At 62.5% G+C, this 21,058-nt stretch carries 19 protein-coding genes and 1 tRNA gene; 10 read left to right on the forward strand and 10 right to left on the reverse strand.

From position 1 onward, the window contains the following. The first annotated feature begins 3 nt into the window (after nucleotides 1–3). The 3 genes from LUA85_RS03440 (at nucleotide 4) to LUA85_RS03450 (ending at nucleotide 2,543) form a co-directional block, all read left to right on the forward strand. Nucleotides 4–816 carry a transglutaminase family protein gene (locus LUA85_RS03440; RefSeq protein WP_231466933.1) on the forward strand — a complete coding sequence of 271 codons (813 nt, stop codon included), beginning with the start codon at nucleotides 4–6 and terminating at the stop codon, nucleotides 814–816. Nucleotides 817–895: 79 nt separating this feature from the next. Beyond that, nucleotides 896–1,660, forward strand: coding sequence for a proteasome-type protease (locus tag LUA85_RS03445; protein ID WP_231466934.1), 765 nt, complete (start codon nucleotides 896–898; stop codon nucleotides 1,658–1,660). A gap of 262 nt (nucleotides 1,661–1,922) precedes the next feature. Continuing rightward, nucleotides 1,923–2,543 (forward strand): response regulator transcription factor, encoded by a 621-nt coding sequence (locus LUA85_RS03450; RefSeq protein ID WP_231466936.1) that lies wholly within the window; start codon nucleotides 1,923–1,925, stop codon nucleotides 2,541–2,543. Nucleotides 2,544–2,556: 13 nt separating this feature from the next. Here the strand turns inward: LUA85_RS03450 and LUA85_RS03455 are convergent, their stop codons facing one another. The 3 genes from LUA85_RS03455 to LUA85_RS03465 all read right to left on the reverse strand — a co-directional run bounded on the left by LUA85_RS03455 (nucleotide 2,557) and on the right by LUA85_RS03465 (nucleotide 5,186). Beyond that, on the reverse strand, nucleotides 2,557–3,222 hold the full coding sequence (locus LUA85_RS03455; RefSeq protein ID WP_231466938.1) for an extensin family protein: 666 nt from the start codon (nucleotides 3,220–3,222) through the stop codon (nucleotides 2,557–2,559). Between the two features lie 79 nt (nucleotides 3,223–3,301). Then, nucleotides 3,302–3,377, reverse strand: a tRNA-Val gene (locus LUA85_RS03460). A 57-nt stretch (nucleotides 3,378–3,434) separates the two neighbouring features. Beyond that, nucleotides 3,435–5,186 carry a cation:proton antiporter gene (locus LUA85_RS03465; RefSeq protein ID WP_231466940.1) on the reverse strand — a complete coding sequence of 584 codons (1,752 nt, stop codon included), beginning with the start codon at nucleotides 5,184–5,186 and terminating at the stop codon, nucleotides 3,435–3,437. A gap of 104 nt (nucleotides 5,187–5,290) precedes the next feature. On the opposite strand from LUA85_RS03465, the gene LUA85_RS03470 reads away from it, so the two are divergent. The 3 genes from LUA85_RS03470 (at nucleotide 5,291) to LUA85_RS03480 (ending at nucleotide 9,201) form a co-directional block, all read left to right on the forward strand. Then, nucleotides 5,291–6,781: a DUF4139 domain-containing protein gene (locus tag LUA85_RS03470; RefSeq protein WP_231466942.1), complete on the forward strand. Its 1,491-nt coding sequence runs from the start codon at nucleotides 5,291–5,293 to the stop codon at nucleotides 6,779–6,781. After that, on the forward strand, nucleotides 6,738–8,318 hold the full coding sequence (locus LUA85_RS03475) for a DUF4139 domain-containing protein (protein ID WP_231466943.1): 1,581 nt from the start codon (nucleotides 6,738–6,740) through the stop codon (nucleotides 8,316–8,318). Before LUA85_RS03470 ends, LUA85_RS03475 begins: the two co-directional genes overlap by 44 nt. 223 nt (nucleotides 8,319–8,541) lie before the next feature. Then, nucleotides 8,542–9,201, forward strand: coding sequence for an SCO family protein (locus LUA85_RS03480; RefSeq protein WP_231466945.1), 660 nt, complete (start codon nucleotides 8,542–8,544; stop codon nucleotides 9,199–9,201). Between the two features lie 120 nt (nucleotides 9,202–9,321). On the opposite strand, the gene LUA85_RS03485 is transcribed toward LUA85_RS03480, so the two are convergent. Continuing rightward, nucleotides 9,322–10,302 (reverse strand): MarR family transcriptional regulator, encoded by a 981-nt coding sequence (locus LUA85_RS03485; RefSeq protein ID WP_231466947.1) that lies wholly within the window; start codon nucleotides 10,300–10,302, stop codon nucleotides 9,322–9,324. A gap of 320 nt (nucleotides 10,303–10,622) precedes the next feature. Further along, nucleotides 10,623–11,912, reverse strand: a complete 1,290-nt coding sequence (locus LUA85_RS03490; protein WP_231466949.1) for an adenylosuccinate synthase — start codon at nucleotides 11,910–11,912, stop codon at nucleotides 10,623–10,625. Between the two features lie 237 nt (nucleotides 11,913–12,149). Between LUA85_RS03490 and LUA85_RS03495 the strand changes: the two genes are divergently transcribed. After that, nucleotides 12,150–13,070, forward strand: a complete 921-nt coding sequence (locus tag LUA85_RS03495) for an alpha/beta hydrolase (protein ID WP_256448214.1) — start codon at nucleotides 12,150–12,152, stop codon at nucleotides 13,068–13,070. A gap of 635 nt (nucleotides 13,071–13,705) precedes the next feature. Here the strand turns inward: LUA85_RS03495 and LUA85_RS03505 are convergent. Beyond that, entirely contained in the window at nucleotides 13,706–13,912 is a 207-nt protein-coding gene (locus tag LUA85_RS03505; protein ID WP_231466951.1) for a hypothetical protein, read from the reverse strand. A 33-nt stretch (nucleotides 13,913–13,945) separates the two neighbouring features. Between LUA85_RS03505 and LUA85_RS03510 the strand changes: the two genes are divergently transcribed. Then, nucleotides 13,946–14,242, forward strand: coding sequence for a hypothetical protein (locus tag LUA85_RS03510; RefSeq protein ID WP_231466953.1), 297 nt, complete (start codon nucleotides 13,946–13,948; stop codon nucleotides 14,240–14,242). A gap of 27 nt (nucleotides 14,243–14,269) precedes the next feature. Here the strand turns inward: LUA85_RS03510 and LUA85_RS03515 are convergent, their stop codons facing one another. From LUA85_RS03515 to LUA85_RS03530, 4 genes are all read right to left on the reverse strand, one after another. Beyond that, nucleotides 14,270–15,403 carry an ATP phosphoribosyltransferase regulatory subunit gene (locus LUA85_RS03515; protein ID WP_231466955.1) on the reverse strand — a complete coding sequence of 378 codons (1,134 nt, stop codon included), beginning with the start codon at nucleotides 15,401–15,403 and terminating at the stop codon, nucleotides 14,270–14,272. Between the two features lie 249 nt (nucleotides 15,404–15,652). Next, on the reverse strand, nucleotides 15,653–17,236 hold the full coding sequence (gene serA, locus LUA85_RS03520) for a phosphoglycerate dehydrogenase (RefSeq protein ID WP_231466957.1): 1,584 nt from the start codon (nucleotides 17,234–17,236) through the stop codon (nucleotides 15,653–15,655). A gap of 186 nt (nucleotides 17,237–17,422) precedes the next feature. After that, complete coding sequence (locus LUA85_RS03525) at nucleotides 17,423–18,562, reverse strand: phosphoserine transaminase (RefSeq protein ID WP_231466959.1); 1,140 nt, start codon at nucleotides 18,560–18,562, stop codon at nucleotides 17,423–17,425. Nucleotides 18,563–18,811: 249 nt separating this feature from the next. Then, nucleotides 18,812–19,462 (reverse strand): TlpA disulfide reductase family protein, encoded by a 651-nt coding sequence (locus LUA85_RS03530; RefSeq protein ID WP_231466961.1) that lies wholly within the window; start codon nucleotides 19,460–19,462, stop codon nucleotides 18,812–18,814. Here LUA85_RS03530 and argH point away from each other — a divergent pair. Together argH and LUA85_RS03540 are read left to right on the forward strand one after the other, a co-directional pair. Next, nucleotides 19,422–20,804: an argininosuccinate lyase gene (gene argH / locus LUA85_RS03535; RefSeq protein ID WP_231466963.1), complete on the forward strand. Its 1,383-nt coding sequence runs from the start codon at nucleotides 19,422–19,424 to the stop codon at nucleotides 20,802–20,804. The genes LUA85_RS03530 and argH overlap by 41 nt on opposite strands. Then, complete coding sequence (locus LUA85_RS03540; RefSeq protein WP_231466965.1) at nucleotides 20,801–21,052, forward strand: hypothetical protein; 252 nt, start codon at nucleotides 20,801–20,803, stop codon at nucleotides 21,050–21,052. The genes argH and LUA85_RS03540 overlap by 4 nt, the downstream gene beginning before the upstream one ends. The last annotated feature ends 6 nt before the right edge of the window (nucleotides 21,053–21,058 follow it).

Here is a 21,058-nt window from a genome sequence, read left to right on the forward strand (position 1 = left end):
ACCATGCGCATTGCGGTCGATCACACCACGCATTACGTCTTTTCCGGGCCGGTCAGCCGTGGATTGCAGCGTTTGCGCCTGATGCCGAAAACGTCTTCCGGCCAGCGCGTGATCGAATGGAACATGTCGTTCGAAGGTGCGCAGCTTCAGGTCCAATACGAAGATTCGAACAGCAATCACGTTTCGCTGATTTCTTTCAATCCCGGCGCAACCGAAGTGACGATCCGCTGCGAAGGCGTTGTTGCAACCAACGATGAAGCCGGGATCATTGGCCGCCATTCCGGCTTCATGCCGATGTGGCAGTTCGTTGAACAGACCGACCTGACCCGCACCGGGCCGAAAGTGCGAAGCCTGCTTGCGGCCTTGCCGGATGAAGCCAGCATGCTTGATTCCCTGCACAATCTTTCGACGTTGATCCGCGCGCGCGTGGAATATTCTGCTGGTCATACAGACGCTGCGACAACGGCCGAGGGCGTTCTGGCGGCGGGACGCGGGGTCTGCCAGGACCACGCCCACGTCTTTATCGGAGGCGCGCGCGCAATGGGCATCCCTGCCCGTTATGTCAGCGGTTACCTGATGATGGATGATCGCATCGAACAGGATGCGGGCCACGCCTGGGCAGAGGCGCATGTCGAGGGACTGGGCTGGGTCGGGTTCGACATTTCCAACGGCATCAGCCCCGATGCGCGCTATGTGCGCGTAGCCACTGGACGCGATTACAGCGATGCTGCACCCATCACCGGCATACGCTATGGCGCGCGCGACGAAGCCATGCATGTCAAACTTGCGGTCGAACAGCAGCATATCGGACAATAACCTGCTACTGTGACGACGATGCGGATTCGGCCATGGGCTGCAATTCGGCAAAGTGGGCAGGGAAAATCGGGGCAGGTCAATGACGTATTGCGTGGGAATGATGCTCGACAAAGGTGTCGTGCTGATGAGCGACACCCGTACCAATTCGGGAGTCGACAACATTTCGGTGTTTCGCAAGATGTTCCACTGGTCAGTGCCCGGCGAACGCCAGATCACGATCATGACCGCGGGCAATCTTGCAACCACGCAAGCCGTCGTTTCGCAACTCGAAGAGCGAAACAAGGCTCCTTGCGATCGCCGTCCGTCGATTCTCGAAGCGCCGACGATGTTCCAGATTGCAACCCAGGTAGGGGAATTGCTGCGCAACGTGATCGAGCGCCGTCAGGATGGCGGCATGCAGTCAGCCGGACCGCGCTTTACCGCATCGATGATCGTGGCCGGGCAGATCAAGGACATGGAGCCGCGCCTGTTCATGGTCTATCCCGAAGGCAACTTCATCGAGGCAAGCTTCGATACTCCGTTTTTCCAGATTGGCGAGACGAAGTATGGGCGGCCCATCCTGCTGCGCGGGTATGATCGGACGATGAGCTTCGAGGACGCGGTCAAGCTGCTGATGGTCTCGTTTGATTCCACCCTGGCCGCCAATCTATCGGTCGGTCTGCCATTCGATCTCATGGTGATCGAACGTGACCGGTTCGAGCCGCTTCACCAGCGCCGTATCCTGGCGAGTGACCCTTATTTCAAGGCGATCTCGTCAAGCTGGAGCGAGGCATTGCGCCAGGCGTTCCATTCATTGCCGGGGTACAGCTTCGAACAGGATGGTGAACAGCCTGGCGGAAATTGACATTTCCACGCCGATTTTTGCAATTGCGAAAGAGGTTTCAGGATTAACGGCGTGTTGTCGGTGGAGCCATGATTGCGACGGAGGTGTGCAATTCGTAGCTGCGGCTTCCGGCAGAAACGCAAAATGCAGTAAGGAATGATCCGTTCCCGAAGCGAAACTCCTTAGGAAAAACCTGTAGGAAGTCCTGCGCTACCATAACAATCGGTTCATTACGAAACAAACGCTTGTGGCGTTATTCCGCATCCGGGTGATTAATCCGGGCATGGCTGATCGCGTAACTCTTCACATCCTAGATGGTGACACCGCCCGCAGGGCCCAACTGGCGCGTCTCGCGTTTGCAGCAGGGCACCATGCCGAAATTTACGCAAACGCACAGGAGCTTCTGGCGCATGCGCCATCGGGTGGCCTTGTGCTGGCGCAGGATGATCCGGTGGGGGAGGGCATTCCCGACCTGATTGCTGCGATGATGCGCGCAGGGCACTGGCTGCCGGTGATCGCAATTTCTGAAACCCCTGAAACGTCCGCGGTGGTCCGCGCGATAAAGGCAGGCGCGCTCGATTACCTTGCCATGCCCACGCAGATTGCGCCGCTGAATGAAGCTGTGTCGCAGGCCGCGCGTGAAGCCGATTCCTTCCGCGTCCAGCGCGCCCGCGCGGCCGAAGCCCGCCAGCGCATTGCCCGGCTCAGTTCGCGCGAACGCGAAGTGCTCGATCGTCTCGCCGAAGGTTGCAGCAACAAGGCCATCGCCCGCGAGCTCGATATCAGCCCGCGAACGGTTGAAATCCATCGCATGAAGATGATGGGCAAACTTGGCGCGCGTCACGCCGCCGAAGCAGTGCGTCTCCGCATTGAAGCCACGGGGCTGGACGAACTGGCCGCTTGATACAAAGCCTGCGCTATCGACAAAGAGGCCTTGGCCCACCCGGCTCCAGATGCAGATGATCGCGGTGGGCCGCGTTGTATTCGGGTGTCAGCACCGTTCCGAACCGCTTGCAGGCGCTATCGCGCACCGTGCGCAGAAAGGCGCGGGTTTGCGGCGAGGATGAATTCCAGTCGCCCAGAATGCTGATCCGTCGTCCGTCGGCCAGCCGGAACGCGGCCACATCTATCGCATTGGCAGTGGCATGGGCGGAAAGGCGGCTTGTGCCGGCCACGTTGCGGCATGAATAGCTGCCCATGGTTTCGATGCGGACGAGGGCGCTGCCGAGGATTTGCCGGGCTGCACGATCAACCCCGTAACGCGCCCAGTGCTGGAGCGAATTGGCCATCGGGCATGTGACCGGGCCGAGGTTGGCAACTTCCAGCCGCCGGTCATCGCCTTTGAGCCAGGCCATCTTCACTGCGCCAAGAGTTGAACATCCCGCCCCGTAATACTGATCCGCCAGCGGCGTGAAACCGGCTTGCGTCGTTCCCAGATTCGCCAGGCAGGCGCGGCCTTGCGGCGTCTGGCTGATTGAAGCGCCAGTGTTGCGCGAAGGCGCGCGCGCGGTCTGTTCGGGTGCGCCGATACAGCCTGCGACCATTGCGGCCAACGACAATGCAGCGATTATCCTCCGGTCCATGCCCGAAAGATTTGCACGATACGGTTAGCGCCGCGTTAACAACGCGATAGATCGTGCTGTGGTGGCGATGGAGACAGGATGGTGGGCGCTGACGGGCTCGAACCGCCGACCCTCTCGGTGTAAACGAGATGCTCTACCAACTGAGCTAAGCGCCCCAGCCTGTGCAATTGCCTATTGCCGGGTTTGGCGCGGGCGTCAACTGCCGGACATCGTCAATTGTCAGGACCTTGTGGCTGCGTGATGATCCGGTCGCGCGCCACGCGGATGTCACCGGCTTCGACCTGCAGTTTCAGGCGTTCCTTGTCGCGGGCGCGGAACATGTCTTCGGCGCGGTTTATCGCTTCTTCCGAAAGGCCGGCATCGTTCAGCGCCATGCGCGCCATGCGTACCGCGGATTCGAGCACTTCGCGCACCACGGCGCTGGCGGGCGAGCCTTTCAGGCGAATCAGTGCGCGGCGGTCGAATGCGCGGATGTAGATTGCGGCGCGCGGGAATGCTTCGTGCACGGCCTCGACGAATTCCGGCGAAATCTGGTCACCGTCGATGCAGAAGAAGATCATCTCTGCCTCGCCTGCGCCTGCCTGGCGCAGCAGGTCGATCCGGGTGCCATCGCCGAAATAGACCTTCGCACCGAAGCCTGCCGCAACGTCGATCATTTCGATGTCGGTATCGACCATCGTCACCGCGATGTTGCTTGCCAGCAGCATCTGGCTGACGCCCTGCCCAAAGCGCCCGAAGCCCACGATGATCGCGTTGGCACCGTCCGCCTGCGGCCCGGCGCGTTCGCCTGCCGGAACATCGGCTTCCTTGCGGAAGCGGCTGGTGGCCATCATCAGGAACGGTGTGGTCGCCATGGAAAGAGTGACGACCGCGCCGAACAGGCTGGCGGCATCGGGCGCGACCAGCAGCGCCTGCTGGGCCTGCGCAAACAGCACGAAGCCGAATTCGCCGCCCTGGCTCAGCAGCAGACCCAGCGCCAGCGCGCCGCGCCACGGCATGCGAAACGCGAGCGCGATCAGAAAGATGATCCCGGCCTTGATCACGATCAGGCCCATCGCCATCGAAATCACGAACAGCGGACGATCGGCAATGGCCTGGAGATTCAGCATCATCCCCACGGCAAGGAAGAACAGGCCGAGCAGGATCGAGCGGAACGGCTCGACATCGGCTTCGAGTTCGTGCCGATAGGGACTGTCGGCCAGCATCACGCCGGCGACAAACGCGCCCAGCGCGGTGGAAAGGCCCAGCGCTTCCATCACCGCCGCCGAAGCCATGACGGTAAACAGCGCCGCCACGACGAACATCTCGCGTTCGCCCAGGTTGCCGATCAGTCGGAACAGCGGGCGAATGACGAAGCGCCCCGCCGCGATCAGCCCGACCAGTGCAGCCACAGTGTAAAGCGCCAGCAGCCAGCCGGGGGGACCACCGGCATCGGCCGGATTGCGGCTCATCGCCGCGATGATCGTGATCAGCGGGATGATCGAAAGATCCTGAAACAGCAGGATCGCAAAGGCCCGTTCGCCGAACGGCGTGCGCAAACGGCCCGACGATTGCAGCATGGGCAGGACCTGCGCTGTCGATGAAAGTGCCAGCGGCAGGCCGAGCGCCAGCGCCGCCGCCCAGCTGAATTCCGTCGTCAGCCCGATCATCGCCGCCACGGCAAGGCCGCATGCGGTCACCTGCAACAGCCCAAGGCCCAGAATGTCGCGCTTCATCCGCCACAGCCGCGAGGGGTTCAGTTCCAGCCCCACCAGGAACAGCAGCAGGGTGATTCCCAGTTCCGCAATGCCCAGCTTCTGTTCGGCATCGCCGACCAGCCCCAGCACTTGCGGGCCAACCACCGCCCCTGCCACCAGATAACCCAGTGTCGCGCCCAGTCCCAGCCGCCGGAACAGCAGAACGAAGACTAGCGCGAAACCAAGCAGGAGGAATCCATCGTGAAGCAGCGATGCGTGTTCGGTCATGGCTCCTGTTTAGGCCACGCGCCGCTCATCGCAACCGCCGTTCAGCTTGCGTTGATCTGCGGTCACGAAAAGTCTAGCCATCGGGACTCGATGGAGGGGCACATATGCGCAAGGTTCTGGCACTGGCGGCGGCAACGCTGCCTGCAATCGCAAATGGCCAATCTACTCCCCCTTCCGCTCAAGGCGACGTCTCGCTGACGATCTACAACAACGATCTCGCGCTGGTGCAGGATGTGCGCCAGATGAGCCTGCCCACGGGCCGCACCCGGCAGGAATTCCCCGATGTCTCCGCCGCGATCCGGCCGGAAACGGTGACGCTCAACGCGGGCGGCACTGGCATTGTCGAACAGAACTTCGATTACGACCTGCTCACGCCCGAAAAGCTGATGGACAAGGCCGTGGGACAGACAGTTACCCTTGTCCGTACCAATCCCGCCACCGGCGTTGAAACGCGTGAGAACGCCACGATTCTCGCCAACAACGGCGGCACCGTGGTCCGCGTGGGCGATCGGATCGAAGTGCTTAACCAATACGCCGCCCGCGTCGTGTTCCCCAGCCTGCCCGCTGGCCTGCGCGCACGACCCACGTTGTCGGTCACGCTTGATACCACCACGCCGGGCGCGCGGCCCGTCTCGCTCAGCTACCTCTCGCGTGGTTTCGGCTGGAAGGCAGACTACGTGGCCCTGTTCGATGAAGCGGCGGGCAGGATCGATGTGCAGGGCTGGATCACGCTCAAGAATAACAGCGGCACCACATTCGACAAGGCGAAGGTCCTGCTCGTTGCCGGGGCGGTCGGGCAGGAAAACAACGGCTACAACCAGAACTACCGCCCGCAGCGCCCGACGATGTCTGGCAACGTCATGCCCGGCAACCGCCCCGGTACGCAGAGCGCCAACCGCGAAAGCCTCGGCGATTTCTACGTCTATCCGATCGCGGGCCGCACCACCGTCGCCAATGCCCAGCAGAAGCAGGTCAGTTTCCTCGACGTGGCTGGCGCTCCGGCAACCAGGGCCTATCACTTCCGCAACGGCTGGCTGCAGAACCAGACCGAACCGCAAAGCGCTGACACCGTGCTGCGTTTCTCCACCGCGCGTGAGGCGGGCCTTGGCGATGCGCTGCCCGCAGGCACCGTGCGTGTCTATATGCGCGATGCACGCGGTCAGCCGCAGTTCATTGGCGAAAACGGCATCGGCCACACTCTGATGGGGTCCGCCCTGGCGCTGAAAACCGGCGAGGCGTTCGATGTGAAAGTCCAGCCCATGCTGGACAAGCGCGACCGGATCGACACCGGCGAATGGGAGCGCACCGCCCGCTATCGTGTGACCACGCCGGGGAAGGCCGCCGCCGAAGTCACCGTGGAAACCGAAAAGGTCTTCTGGCGCACGACGATGACCTACAAGGTCACCAACGCAAAGGCGACGCCGGTCACCGTGGAAGTGGTGCAGGGCGGGCTGGACAACTGGTGGCACGATACCCGCGTTCCGTCCGAAAGCATCAAGGGCGAACAGCGCTCTGCGGATGAGCGCGCGTGGCAGGTCCCCGTTCCCGCCAATGGCGAGGCCACGCTCACCGTCCAGTTCGACTCACGTTACTGAGCCGCCGGTGCGCCGCGCGCTCACCCTTGCGTTCCTGCTCTGCACCGGCGCCCCTGTGATGGGGCAGGGTGTGGTAACGTCCTCAGCGCCGGATTCCGTTTCTGTCAGTGTCTATCGCGCGCCGGATCGCGATAGCGACAGGGCGATGGACCTGAACTGGCTGGAGGGCTACGCACTCATCACAGAAAGGCGCACGGTCCAGATTCCGGCAGGCAAAGCCACGATCCGCTTCGAAGGCGTCGCGGCGGGGCTGTTTCCTGAAAGCGCCATCGTCACCGGGCTGCCTTCCGGTGTGCGCGAAAAGAACCTCGACGCCGATCTGCTGTCCCCGCGCAGCCTCTATGCGCGCATGTTTGGAAGGCCCGTAACCCTGCGCCGTACGCTGCCCGGCAATGGCGGCATTCGTGAGGAGCGCGCCGTGATCCGCTCCGCCCCCGACGGCGCGGCCATCCTGCAAACCACCGCCGGGTTCGAAGTGGCCAATTGCGGCGGGCTGGACGATGAAATACTCTATACCGAAGCGCCAAAGGACTTGTCCGCGCGCCCCACGCTCTCGATAGAGACCGAAAGCGCCGCGCCGCAGAAGGTCACGCTCTCGCTGTCCTACCTCGCATGGGGTTTTGACTGGCAATCGAATTACGTGATTCACATGAACCCCGATGGCCGCACCGCAGACCTTGCGGCGTGGGTCACGCTTGCCAGCAGCGATTCCACCAGCTTTACCGATGCGGAAACCGCGGTGATCGCGGGGGAAGTGAACCGCGAAGATGCGGAGCGGAGCGAAGTTCCATCGGGCGGTGAACTCGTCATGCGGTGCGAACTCTCGCAGGTCCCGCCCCCGCCACCCCCGCCACCTCCACCGCCGCCCGCGCCGATGGCGATGTATGCCCCAGCCATGGAAAGGGCCGACATTATCGTCACTGCGCAGCGCGCGATGAAGATGGACTCCCCGGTTACCGTCCAGCAGGAAGGCCTGGGTGACCTCAAACTCTACCGCGTACCCGTGTCGGTCACCGTCGCCGCGAATGCGCAAAAGCAGGTTGCACTCGCGCAGAAGATGGGCGTGAAGATGGACGCCCTGTACCGCGCCGAGGTGTGGGAAGACAGCGCGGGCGAAGTGCGCCAGATGTTGCGCACACGCAATCGCACCGAGGACGGCCTTGGATTGCCGCTTCCGGGCGGTCCGGTTACCGTGTTCGAGCCTTATGGCGATGCGCTGCTGCTATCGGGCGAAGGTGGCATTGCCGACCGTGCGGTGGGCGAGGACGTGGAGATCATGCTGGCCGAGGCGACGCAGGTCACCGTCGAAGTCGAAACGGTGAAGACCGATGCCCGCTCGCAGACCTTGCGGCTTGTCGTGCGCAATGCCCGCCCCGTCCCGGTGCGTTTCGAGGCGCGGATCGCAACCGGTGCCAACACTCGCCTGCAATCGGCCTCTGCACCGCTGCGGCGCAAGGACGGACGCAGTACATGGGGTGTGACGGTCCGCACAAATGGCAGTGCCGAACTGACCTACAGGTTAAGCAGGCCTGACTAAAGCGGGACCCGGCCTGATTGCATAAGTTGGCTGATCCAGATCATTGTCCTACCATGGTTTTCGATGCAGCAGGTGTTTCCGCTTGCTTTGAAAACACGGTGCAGGTCTGAATTTCAGCAGGTTCGTATTGGCCGGGACGAACTGGCAAACATGCCCGAAAGGGCATGTTCAGGTGACAATAAATCCGCTTTGGGTCAACGGTTTCGGGATGGTACAAACATCGATGTCAACGAGCACGGTCGCCCGGAAATTCCTTGCGTATGTGGCGCTGGCGATCATGGGTGTGCCACTGGCCATCTGGCTGCTGGGATCGTCAGCATATCCTGAAACCAGCGTGGATGATGCGGGCCGGTACAAGCTGGTTGCAGCCGACGGCAGCCTGTTTGATCGTGCAAGCCTGAAAGGTCGCCCGAACGTGGTCTACTTCGGCTACACGCAATGCGCCGATCCATGTCGAACCATGTTGAGGCGTGTGCTGAAGGTGCGCAAATCTCTTGGCCAATCTGCATCTGATCTGCCGGTCGTGTTCATTTCGATCGATCCGGCGCACGATACGCCCGAACGGCTTGCAGCTTTTGCAAAGGAACTTGGGGCAAAAGAGCTTGGCGGAGAAATTCAGGCACTCACCGGCAACCCCGCAGTCCTTGACAAAATCGCCGATCGCGCCGGCGTGTTCGTCAGGCGCGTTGCCGCAGCGGACGGTCGCGAAACACTAGACCACACCACGTCTGCGTTCCTTTATGACCGCAACGATTTTTTTGTCGACATCATCGCACCGACCGACAGCGACGCGGCGTTTGCGCAAAAACTGCAGAAGTTGCTGGCGGAACCGGCACCTGCCGCGTCAGCAAAGATATTGGCTACCCATCAGGCTGGAAACTAGGCTGGGTCTGCGTTGTTTCGGTCCTCCATTCGCCGATCCTGCCGGCCAGGTCGAGCATTCTGCGCGGCAGCAGATGGCCGATTGTCTGAAACCCGCAGCATGGCGCTGGGGATGTTCGCTTCAAATGACTAGGCCTTCTGATACGACTTCGGCAAAGTAGTGGGCCATCGCATGGGTTGCTTGGTCTGACAGGGTAATGAAGGCGCGCCTGCGGTCGGTCTGGTCCTCTGCCCGGCACAGCAGCCCCAGTTCGGACATCTGGCTGATCCAGCGCAGCGCAGTCGTAGGCGGTACGCCCGACGCGATGCACAGTGAGGTGACTGACACGCGGTTGTGCTCTGCCTGTGCGGCGGTGAGATCCAGCAGCATGTCCCATGCCGGATCGGCAAAAAGCTCTCCTTCAAAGAATCGCGCGCGCATCTGCCGTTGCCGGATGATCTTGCGCACATGCCGAGGGTCAGGAAGCGCGGGGCGCTGCTTGCGCACAAGCCGCTGGGACGCGGGGTCGCGCGCGCCGCTACCGTCGAAATTGAAGGTCGATGCCTTCACCACTGCGCTTTCGGGCGATGCCGACGACAGCGATTCAAGCTGCAATGCGATCTGTGAAACCTGTTCGGTCAGGCGCAGCAGCGACATCCGGTCATGGTCCGACAATTCCCGCACCCGCGACCCTTCTGTGGTCAGCAGACGGCCAAGGGCTATGATCCGGTCCGCTCTGCTTGGGCTGACGAGGATATGCGCCTCGGACTGATCGAGGCAGCCGAATACGTCATCAAGCGAGCCGATGCTGGTAGAGACGACCAGCTGGGTCCCCGCCCGCGCGGCGCGCATGTCGAGCCGGGTAAGCGCGGCCAGATCAGCCCCTTCGAGCACCGGGCAGTCGACGAGCACCATATCGCCAAGCGGTTGTTCCGCTTCGGCCAGCAAGGCGCCCAGTTCTGCCATCCGGGTGACACGCAGCCCCGCCGCCGCTGCATCTTCTGCCATTTCCGTGCGCAGATAGGCCCGGTCTGAAAAGATCGCTACGGCTGGCGGGGAGAGCGGCTGCAGAAGCGCGACATCCCCAACCGGATAATCGAACTGTGCCAGTGTTTGCGCCATCGACATGTTCCTTAGTATCACTACGTGCGGAACAAGTGAGGAACAAACAGGGTGCAGGTCAAGACCATTTACTTCGGTTTTGGATCAAGTGGAGTTTTGATCGGAGTTTGGTCGCCCGCAAGGCCACGCAATTGCGCGCTTTTCCGTCCTGGACGGTGCCAAGTCGCTGTCGGCCCTGCCGAGGTTATGCATCCATTGTGGAGAAAATATGCCTGTAGTGGCTGAAGAATCACTATGGCCACCAACTGCCATCACGCTTCGAACAGCAACAGCGCCGCCACGCGCCCCCTTTCGGACGTAGGCGGCGCTGGCTTCCCAAATCAATCGATGAACGGATCGCGGACAAGGATCGTGTCTTCGCGCTCCGGGCTGGTCGAGACCAGCGCAACCGGCGTTTCGATCAGTTCCTGTACGCGCTGGATGTATTTGATCGCCTGCGCGGGCAGGTCTGCCCACGACCGCGCACCGGCCGTGGTGCCTGCCCAGCCGTCCATTTCCTCGTAGATCGGTTCGACTTCGGCCTGATCGGCGGCGTGGCTGGGGAAGTAGTCCAGCACCTTTCCGCGCAGGCGATAACCGGTGCAGATTTTCACCTTTTCCATGCCGTCGAGCACGTCGACCTTGGTCAGCGCAATGCCGGTGACGCCGGAAATGGCGCAGGACTGGCGGACCAGCACGGCATCGAACCAACCGCAGCGGCGCTTGCGGCCTGTCACGGTGCCGAATTCGTGGCCGCGCTCACCCAAGCGCTGCCCGGTTGCGTCTTCCAGTTCAGTCGGGAAGGGGCCGGAGCCGACACGGGTGGTATAGGCCTTGACGATGCCGAGCACGAAGCCGGTGGCGTTGGGACCAAGGCCCGAACCCGAAGCGGCGGTGCCCGATACGGTGTTCGACGAGGTGACGAACGGATAGGTGCCGTGATCGACATCCAACAGTACGCCCTGCGCGCCTTCGAACAGGATGCGGGCGCCCGCCTTGCGCACCTGATTGAGGCGCTTCCACACTGGTTGCGCGAATTGCAGAACGTAAGGCGCGATTTCGCGCAGTTCGGCCAGCAGCGCCTCGCGGTCCACCGGCGGCTGGCCGAAGCCTGCGCGCAGTGCGTCATGGTGCGCGCACAGGCGATCAAGCTGCGAATCCATCGCATCGAGGTGCGCCAGATCGCACACGCGGATCGCGCGGCGGCCGACCTTGTCTTCATAGGCCGGGCCAATGCCGCGCCCGGTGGTGCCGATCTTGCCCGAACCCGCCGCCGTCTCACGCAGGCCGTCCAGATCGCGGTGGAGGGGCAGGATCAGCGGGCAATTATCGGCAATGGCGAAGTTTTCGGCGTTGATCTCTACGCCCTGCCCGGTCAGCTTCTCGATCTCGGCCTTCAAGGCCCAGGGATCGAGCACCACGCCGTTGCCGATGATCGACAGGGTGCCGGTAACGATGCCCGACGGCAGGAGAGAAAGCTTGTAGACCTGTTCGCCCACTACCAGCGTGTGACCGGCGTTGTGGCCGCCCTGAAAACGTACGACGGCATCGGCGCGGCTGGCCAGCCAGTCGACGATCTTGCCTTTGCCTTCATCGCCCCACTGGGCGCCGATTACGGTTACATTGGCCATGGTTTTACTTTTCCACCCTGCCCCAAAAGGACTTAGATATGGATCCGGTAGCGCCCTTCGACAGGACTCGGCGAAACGGATGGTTTTGACGGGCGGCATGCGCCCTGATTTCGGAGCGCGCGTTAGGGGCTTAAGCGCGTGAAAGTCAAGGGTGTGACACCGCACAGGGCAATTCATCATGCGTAAACGGGCAAAGGCGCAACTTTCGCCAAGTCATCGACAGGTAAGGGCCGGATCATGCGGAAGTTCTGGATTGCGGGCGCTCTGGGCGTGGCGGTCGTCTCTGGCAGCGTGGCACAGGCCCAGATTGGCGAGCGCTGGCGCGAACGCCGGGCCGAGCGGATGGAGCAGAAGGCGGTTCAAGGCCGTATCCCCGGCGCGCAGACCATCGCTTATGGCAAGGACCCGTTGCAGGTGCTGGACCTCTGGCTGCCCAAGACGGCCAAGGGCAAAGCGCCGCTGGTGCTCTATGTCCACGGCGGCGGCTGGAAGCGCGGCAGCAAGGACAGCGCGACGGGCCGCGCCAAGCCGGTGCACTATCCCGAACAGGGCTATGCCTTCGCGTCGATCAATTATCGGCTGGTGCCAGCGGCCACAGTGGAACAGCAGGCCGCCGATGTCGCCTCGGCGCTGGCTACGTTGCTGGCGCGGGCCGATGCCTTGGGGATTGACCGCACAAGGGTCGTGCTGATGGGCCACAGCGCGGGCGCGCATCTGGTGGCGCTGGTGGGCACGGACGAGCGCTATCTGCGCGGGGCGGGGCTGTCCTTCGCCGATGTGGACGGCGTGATCCCCAACGACGGCGCGGCCTATGACGTGCCTGCGCAGATGCGAGAGGCCGGGCGGTTCATGGCTGATACCTATGTTCAGGCATTCGGCACCGATCCGGTGCGTCAGCGCGCGCTATCGCCGACGTTGCAGGCCGCCGCGCCCAATGCGCCGCAGTTCCTTCTGTTGCATGTGCAGCGTTCGGACGGGGTGAAACAGGCTGAGGGCTTGGCCGCTGTGTTGCGCAAGGCAGGGACGGGCGTAGAAGTCGCCAGCTTTCCGGGCGAAGGCCTGAAGGGCCACGCCGAGATTAACCGCAAGCTGGGTGAGGCGGACTATCCGGCGACGGGCGTTGTGGACCGCTGGTTGAAGGGGGTGTTCGGGAGGTAGGTTTGTTCGCCAGCATCCAACACCCTGCCCGTCGCCCCGTGCTTGACACGGGGCTTGGCTTCCCTTGCAACCTCACCTTTGGGCGATTATCCCATTCGTCAACGTAGCAAAACCGTCATCCTGAACTCGTTTCAGGATCCATCTATCAACGCGCACGGCTTTTCGTGGGGCGAAATGGACCCTGAAACAAGTTCAGGGTGACGAAAAAGGGGGTAGCGTATGCAAGCCGGATAGACGCCCACCTTTGGCAAGACAAGGCTGGTCTATGCCGAGCGGCACGACGAAATCGAACCAGCGATCGCTCGCGAGAAGCTGGTCAAAAAGTGGCGCCGGGAATGGAAATTCGCGCTGATAGAGGCGGAAAATCCCGATTGGCTGGACCTGTGGGACCAGTGGTGTCCGGCGGTGGAAGCGCGGGACGGCGAGGTCGAAAGGTAGCCAAGCCCCGTGTCAAGCACGGGGCCACGGTAGAGGGGGCGGTGGTTTGTGGGGCTGCTGTTGAATTGGTTGAATGGCGAAAGTTGTGGGACGAACCGTCTTCTTCCGTGCTGTAGAAAAACAGATATTCAGAGATTTTCGCACCTGTTGTCGTAATTGCCGTATCAAAATTTCTTTATATTATTTCTGACACGTAACTACATGCCTAAACGCTGCTCCAATTCAGCCACGCGGCTTTCAAGAGCGTCCACACGGTGGATCGCGTTCCGGGCGTTGACGTCGGCAACGTCTAGCCGGTCATAGTCACCCTCTGTAAAGCGACGATAGGCATTGTCGCCACAACTGCCCAGCAGCAACATTGCGCCAAGGGCGATCTCAATCCTAACATGAGCGTTAAGCCGCATAGGTTCCTCCTGCTAAAAGGACAGATCAGCCCAATGCGTGGCTGGCGTCAAGTGTGGCTCAAGGGGATAAACCGGAAATTGAAAGCAAATTCCCTTCCGCTTTTTCATATTCCGATAGACGATGTGCATGGCACTTCTTTATACACGCTGGGTTCACCGGGGAGCCTGAGCGACTACATCGACAAGCCGATGAATCAACAAGTGGATATGTACCTCGCGGCTATTGGAACATTCTTTGCTGGCGTCCCAAGCGATGATGAAATGTCCGTGGATGTGCATCGGGAGGCGTGTTGGCTTCTGTGTATTGGTGTCATTGCATTCGTAGGTTGACAGGAGGAGAGACGTTCCTTTTTCCCCTCAAACCTTCTCCGGCCCACCCACACCCAAAACATGCGTGCAGCCCAGCGCCTCAGCGCTATCCGCGTCCGACAAAGCCGCAACCGTGCGCCAGCCTATCGACCTCAACCGAGCAGCCTCATCGCGATCATGCCCCAGCGGCAGGAACACGCGGTCTTCCGCCGGTTCGTTCGCCGCGAGAAGGTCGATCAGGGCGTCGGGGTAGAGCGAGAAGCCCGTTGCAGCCTCGCCTGCTCCGTTGCCGGCGATGCGGTAGGTGCCGCCGCGACCGACGGGGCCGCGCACGCCTTGCGCGTAGAGGGTGAAGCCGAACCAGGTCTGGTATTCGAAGCCGTGGCGTTCGCTGGGGTCGAGCGTCAGGCGGGCCATGCCGTTCAGGCTGGCGGCGATTTCGCGCAAGGCCTTGATGCGGCTGGCGAGCGCGCCGCCCCCATTTGCATTTTTGGCGTCGATCGCGGCCAGCTTCTCGATGGCGCTGTCGAATTCGCCGGTGGCGTAGAGCAGCGGCACGTATGCTTCGCCGCCCACATCGCGCAGGCCGCCTGCGTCCTTGGTATCGAGTTCACGGCGGACGGCTTCGATCTGTGACGGGTCCAGCGGCAGGGCCTTTTCGGCCAGCGTATCGACCAGATCAGGCAGGGTGAAATCGACACTGACGCCGCTTGCACCAGCGGCCTGAAGCGCCTCGATGGCCAGCGCGACGATCTCGGCGGCGGCGGCGACATTGTCCGCGCCGACAAGTTCGGCACCGCATTGCAGCTTTTCGCGCGCGGGGTTCAGGCCATCGGGCTTGATCGTGACGATCTGGCCTGCATAGCACAGGCGCAACGGGCGCGGGGCTTCGGCAAGACGGGTTTCGGCGAGGCGGCCGATCTGCGGGGTGTAGTCGCTGCGGAGCGCCATCATCCGCAAGGACAGCGGATCGACGAAGCGGAACATGCGGCGCGATTGAATGCCCGCCATGCGCGCGGCAAAGCTGCGTTCGAATTCGATGGAGGGGGGCATGACCCGGTCATAGCCGTGGCCGTGCATCGTGCCGTGGATGGCGCGCATCACACGCGTGGCCGTGGCCGCATCGCGCGGCAGGCGGTCTTCGAGGCCCTCAGGCAGCAGATCGGGGTCGCTGTTATCCATGACGCGCGCCCTTAGCGGGGAATTTGCGGCGTGTCGATGAAGGGCTGGTCAGTGTGCAAACTTGAGGTTGGAAGCCCACCCCCAACCCCTCCCGCTTGCGAGAGGGGCGAAGTTTAGGTGTCCTCCCGATTGCGGGAGGGGGGAAGTTTAGGTGCCCTCCCGCTTGCGGGAGGGGGAGTTACGGTCGGCCCTTCTACTCCCCTCCCGCGGGCGGGAGGGGCTGGGGGTGGGCTTCCGCGCTCCGTCAGATCAGAACTTCAGCGCCTTGACCACGCGGACGCCCTTGATGTCGCAAGCGGCCTTGAGCACGTCCTGCGGGACCGGGTTGTCGAGCGAGAGCAGCAGCACCGCTTCGCCACCGGCATCGCGGCGGCCAAGGTGGAAGGTGCCGATGTTGATGCTGTTTTCACCCAGCAGCGTACCGATGCGGCCGATGAAGCCGGGTGCGTCGGTGTTGACGATGTAGAGCATGTCGCCATCGAGATCGGCTTCGATGCCGATGCCGAAGATTTCGACCAGACGCGGCTGGCCGTTGCCGAACAGCGTTCCTGCGACCGAGCGTTCGCCCTGCGACGTGCCCACGGTGACGCGGACCAGCGTACGGTATTCGCCTTCACGGTCATGGCGCACTTCGCGCACGTCCAGCCCGCGTTCCTTGGCGAGGAACGGCGCGTTGACCATGTTCACGGTCTGCGAATACTGCTTCATCAGACCGGCCAGAACCGCTGCGGTGATCGGCTTCTGGTTCAGTTGCGCGGCGGCCCCTTCGACCTCGATCGAAATCTTGGTCAGGTTGTCATGCGCCAACTGGCCGACAAGGCTGCCGAGCTTTTCCGCCAGCGCCATGTAAGGCTTCAGCTTGGGCGCTTCCTCTGCCGAAAGCGACGGCATGTTGAGCGCGTTGGTGACGCCGCCGGTGACGAGGAAATCGGCCATCTGTTCGGCCACCTGCAACGCGACGTTGACTTGCGCTTCGTTGGTCGAGGCGCCGAGATGCGGGGTGCAGATGAAGTTCGGGGTGCCGAACAGCGGCGATGCCTTGGCCGGTTCCACTTCGAACACGTCGAGCGCGGCGCCTGCAACCTGTCCCGAATCGAGTGCGTCCTTCAGGGCGGCTTCGTCGATCAGACCGCCGCGCGCGCAGTTGATGATGCGGACGCCCTTCTTTGTCTTGGCGAGGTTTTCTCTGGAGAGGATATTGCGGGTCTGGTCGGTCAGCGGCGTATGCAGCGTGATGAAATCGGCCTTGGCCAGCAGTGTATCGAGATCGGCCTTTTCCACGCCCATTTCGATGGCGCGTTCCGGCGTCAGGAATGGATCGAACGCGACGACCTTCATCTTGAGGCCAAGCGCGCGGCTGGCGACGATCGAGCCGATATTGCCCGCGCCGATCAGGCCGAGCGTCTTGCCGGTGACTTCGATGCCCATGAAGCCGTTCTTGGGCCATGTGCCTGCCTGGGTCTGCGCATTGGCTTCGGGGATCTGGCGGGCGAGGGCAAACATCAGCGCGATGGCGTGTTCGGCGGTGGTGATAGAATTGCCGAACGGAGTGTTCATCACCACCACGCCCTGCGCCGAAGCTGCTGGAATATCGACATTGTCGACGCCAATGCCGGCGCGGCCGATGACCTTGAGGTTGGTGGCAGCGGCAAGGATTTCCCTGGTCACCTTGGTGGACGAACGGATGGCAAGGCCATCGTATGCGCCGATGCGGGCGACCAGCTGTTCCGCGGTTTCGCCGGTGATCACGTCAACATCGCAGCCCATTTCGGTGAAGATGCGGGCGGCGTTGGGGTCCATCTTGTCAGAGATGAGAACTTTGGGCTTGGTCATGATTCGATCCAGTCCGATGTAAAAAGCAGTCGTCATGCTGAACTTGTTTCAGCATCCATCCGTCGGCAGGAAATGTCGGTGCCGGGGGAGGCATGGACCCTGAAACAAGTTCAGGGTGACGGTTGGTTTCAGGAGGGCTTCGGCGTCATCCCGGATCAAGTCCGGGGTGACGCAAAGAGATGTGGTTTAGGCAGCAGCCAGTTCGGCCTGAACCGTCGCGTATGCCCAATCGAGCCACGGGCCGAGGTCAGTGATGTCTTCGGCGTTGACGGTCGCTCCGCACCAGATGCGCAAGCCTGCGGGGGCATCGCGGTATCCGGCGATGTCGTAGGCCGCATCCTGCTTTTCGAGCAGGGCAGCGAACTTCTTGATGAAGTCTGCATCCGCCCCTTCGACCGAGAGGCAGACCGAAGTCTTCGACCGGGTTGCTTCATCGGCGCAGAGGTGCGCAAGCCACGAGCGCTCTTCGACGATCTTGTCCAGCGCAGCCGCATTGGCATCGCTGCGCGCCTTGAGGCCTTCGAGACCGCCCAGATCCTTCGCCCATTCGAGCGCGAAGATCGCGTCTTCGACGGCGAGCATCGAAGGGGTGTTGATCGTTTCGCCCTTGAACACGCCTTCGGCCAGCTTGCCCTTGGACACAAGACGGAACACCTTGGGGAGCGGCCATGCCGGGGTGTAGGTTTCCAGCCGTTCGACGGCGCGGGGGCCGAGGATCAGAACGCCATGGCCACCCTCGCCGCCCAGGACCTTCTGCCAGGAGAAGGTGGCGACGTCGATCTTCGACCAGTCGATGTCGTAAGCGAAGACGGCCGAGGTGGCGTCTGCGAACGAAAGACCCTCGCGGTCGGCCGGGATGAAGTCGGCGCTGGGAACGCGGACGCCGGACGTGGTGCCGTTCCACGTGAACAGCACGTCGTTCGACCAGTCGATCTGCGACAGGTCTGGAATCTGGCCATAATCGGCGCGCAGGACCGTGGGATCGAGCTTGAGCTGCTTGGCAGTATCGGTCACCCAGCCCTCACCGAACGATTCCCAGGCCAGGGTGGTGACGGGGCGGGCGCCCAGCATCGTCCACATCGCCATTTCGAAAGCGCCGGTATCAGACCCCGGAACGATGCCGATGCGGTGCGTATCGGGCAGCTGCAGCACTTCGCGCATCAGGTCGATGCTGTACTGAAGACGCGTCTTGCCGATCTTGGCGCGGTGTGACCGGCCCAGCGATTCGGAGCTAAGCTTTTCGGGAGAATATCCGGGCGGCTTTGCGCAGGGACCGGACGAGAAGAACGGGCGCGCAGGCTTGCGAGCCGGAATAGCAACAGACATGTAGTCTCTCCTTACAGAGAGCACGCGCGGCGTTGGGACCGCGTGGCCCGCTGGCCCCTCTAGAGACGCGGCGGGGATTGTCAATCGCGATCGGTAGTGTGCGTTGGGGATGCGGCGGATGCCCACCCCACTGCGACTAAATTCGCCTACGGCTCATTAAGTCTCGCGGCCCTCCCGCCCGCGGGAGGGCGAAGTAAGGCATTTCTTCCCCCCTCCCGCAGGCGGGAGGGGCCGGGGGTGGGCTTTCTTTTACTTTCCAACCGTCTCCGACAGCATTGCGGCAGTGCGTGGGCTGCACCAATTATGCGCGCCGATCATCCGCCACACTTCCTTGCCCTGAGAATCGTAAAGGACAGTCGTTGGCAGCATTCCGGTTTCATAATGAAAACCGAGATTGTTGTCCGGATCGAGCCACGGTTCCAATTTAGCGAATTTCCGCTCTGTATAGAATGCGGCGACTTTATCGGCACCGGCCATGTCCTGCGAAACGGTCAGCACGCGAAGCTTATCGGCATAGTCCACCCCCAGTTTATCGAGAACAGGCATTTCCAGAACACAGGGGCCACACCACGTTGCCCAAAGGTTCACCAGTAATGGTTTTCCTTTCAGATCTCGTAGTCGAAGCGATTTCTTCGACGGATCGGTCACAGTGAAATCCGGTATCTCGGCCCCTCGCGATGAGATGTCGAATTCCCCGGTGAGCGAACTCACGCCATCAGATTCACAGGGGTTGGTGCTGCTCTGCGGTTGCGCGTCGGGGGCGGCTTGCCTATCGCACCCGGCAACGGCTAGCGCCGCCAGCAGGACCAGCAATTTGGGCGAATGGACGGATATGAGCGGCAATTCAGGCTCCAACCAGATGTGGGGCGGGCGTTTCGCAAACGGCCCTTCGGCCATCATGCGCGAGATTAACGCCTCGATTCCCTTCGACAAGGCGCTGTGGAGGCAAGATATCGCCGCGTCAAAGGCCCATGTGGACATGCTGGCGGTGCAGGGCATCGTCACGCACGATGATGCGGCGCAGATTGCGGGCGGTCTGGACAGGGTTGCCGCCGAATACGAGGCCGATGGAGTCCCTGAAAACTGGGACCTGGAAGACATTCACATGACCACCGAAAGCCGCCTTGCCGAACTGATCGGCCCGGTGGCAGGCCGCCTCCACACCGCGCGCAGCCGCAACGATCAGGTGGCGACCGACTTCCGCCTGTGGGTGCGCGATGCGATGGATCAGGCCGAACTGGGGCTGAAGCAGTTGCAGGTCGCGCTGGTTGGCCGGGCGGGCGAACATGCCGATTCGATCATGCCGGGCTTCACTCACCTGCAAACCGCGCAGCCGGTGACGCTGGGGCATCACCTGATGGCCTATTACGAAATGGCCGGGCGGGACCGGTCGCGCTTTGCCGATGCGCGTGTGCGCATGAACCGCAGCCCGCTGGGTGCTGCGGCTCTGGCAGGCACCGGCTTTCCCATCGACCGCTTCCGCACCGCCGAAGCGCTGGGCTTCGATGGCCCGACCGACAACAGCCTCGATTCGGTATCCGACCGCGATTTCGCGCTCGATTACCTGATGGCCGCTGCGCAATGTTCGCTGCACTTGTCGCGTCTGGCCGAAGAGTTCATCATCTGGGCAAGCCAGCCTTTCGGTTTCGTGACGCTGCCTGACAGCCTTTCGACCGGCAGCTCGATCATGCCGCAGAAGAAGAACCCCGATGCCGCCGAACTGGTACGCGGGCATTCGGGGCGTATCGTCGGCTGCCTGACCAGCCTGATGATCACGATGAAAGGCCTGCCGCTCGCCTATTCGAAGGACATGCAGGACGACAAGCCGCCGGTGTTCGAAGCCGCCTCGCTGCTCGCGCTGTCGATCGCCGCGATGACCGGCATGGTGGCCGAGGCCAGGTTCCGTACCGAGCGGATGCGCGCCGCCGCAGAGCTGGGCTATGCCACCGCCACCGATCTGGCCGACTGGCTGGTGCGGCAGGCCAACATCCCGTTCCGCGAGGCGCATCACATCACCGGCAGTGCCGTAAAGCTGGCCGAAAGCCGGGGCGTTGCGCTCGATCAATTGCCGCTGGGCGACCTTCAGGCCATCGACGCGCGCATCGATGATCGCGTCTATGCCGCGCTCTCGGTCGACGCCAGCGTTGCCTCGCGCGCCAGCCATGGCGGAACCGCGCCGAACGAGGTAAGGAAGCGCGTGGCCGAAGCGCGCGTGGCGCTGGGGCTGGAGGAAACGGCTTGAGCGTCTCGCGCACATCCTTGCTGGCCATTGTGGGCGCGCTCGCGCTCGCAGGCTGCGGCAATCGCGCCGAGCTGAAGCTGGCCCCCGATCAGCGCACCCCGCCGATCCCCTATGGCCGCGAGGTTCAGCCTGGCGCGGACGACCTGCTCAAACCCCCCGCGCAGGCTGCCCCTGCGCGCAATGTCGAGCCGCGTCGCCGCTCGCAGGATCGCGAAGACGATCCTTTCGACCTGCCTCCCGAAAACTGAGAATTT

It is taken from the genome of Novosphingobium sp. CECT 9465 (assembly GCF_920987055.1).
In the GTDB taxonomy this organism is placed as follows: Bacteria; Pseudomonadota; Alphaproteobacteria; order Sphingomonadales; family Sphingomonadaceae; genus Novosphingobium.

Coding starts and splice junctions, on each gene's coding strand:
- LUA85_RS03440 (WP_231466933.1), top strand. CDS start 4: ATGCGCATTGCGGTCGATCACACCACGCATTACGTCTTTTCCGGGCCG.
- LUA85_RS03445 (WP_231466934.1), top strand. CDS start 896: ATGACGTATTGCGTGGGAATGATGCTCGACAAAGGTGTCGTGCTGATG.
- LUA85_RS03450 (WP_231466936.1), top strand. CDS start 1,923: ATGGCTGATCGCGTAACTCTTCACATCCTAGATGGTGACACCGCCCGC.
- LUA85_RS03455 (WP_231466938.1), bottom strand. CDS start 3,222: ATGGACCGGAGGATAATCGCTGCATTGTCGTTGGCCGCAATGGTCGCA.
- LUA85_RS03465 (WP_231466940.1), bottom strand. CDS start 5,186: ATGACCGAACACGCATCGCTGCTTCACGATGGATTCCTCCTGCTTGGT.
- LUA85_RS03470 (WP_231466942.1), top strand. CDS start 5,291: ATGCGCAAGGTTCTGGCACTGGCGGCGGCAACGCTGCCTGCAATCGCA.
- LUA85_RS03475 (WP_231466943.1), top strand. CDS start 6,738: ATGGCGAGGCCACGCTCACCGTCCAGTTCGACTCACGTTACTGAGCCG.
- LUA85_RS03480 (WP_231466945.1), top strand. CDS start 8,542: ATGTCAACGAGCACGGTCGCCCGGAAATTCCTTGCGTATGTGGCGCTG.
- LUA85_RS03485 (WP_231466947.1), bottom strand. CDS start 10,302: ATGGCGCAAACACTGGCACAGTTCGATTATCCGGTTGGGGATGTCGCG.
- LUA85_RS03490 (WP_231466949.1), bottom strand. CDS start 11,912: ATGGCCAATGTAACCGTAATCGGCGCCCAGTGGGGCGATGAAGGCAAA.
- LUA85_RS03495 (WP_256448214.1), top strand. CDS start 12,150: ATGCGGAAGTTCTGGATTGCGGGCGCTCTGGGCGTGGCGGTCGTCTCT.
- LUA85_RS03505 (WP_231466951.1), bottom strand. CDS start 13,912: ATGCGGCTTAACGCTCATGTTAGGATTGAGATCGCCCTTGGCGCAATG.
- LUA85_RS03510 (WP_231466953.1), top strand. CDS start 13,946: ATGCGTGGCTGGCGTCAAGTGTGGCTCAAGGGGATAAACCGGAAATTG.
- LUA85_RS03515 (WP_231466955.1), bottom strand. CDS start 15,403: ATGGATAACAGCGACCCCGATCTGCTGCCTGAGGGCCTCGAAGACCGC.
- serA (WP_231466957.1), bottom strand. CDS start 17,236: ATGACCAAGCCCAAAGTTCTCATCTCTGACAAGATGGACCCCAACGCC.
- LUA85_RS03525 (WP_231466959.1), bottom strand. CDS start 18,562: ATGTCTGTTGCTATTCCGGCTCGCAAGCCTGCGCGCCCGTTCTTCTCG.
- argH (WP_231466963.1), top strand. CDS start 19,422: ATGTGGGGCGGGCGTTTCGCAAACGGCCCTTCGGCCATCATGCGCGAG.
- LUA85_RS03530 (WP_231466961.1), bottom strand. CDS start 19,462: ATGATGGCCGAAGGGCCGTTTGCGAAACGCCCGCCCCACATCTGGTTG.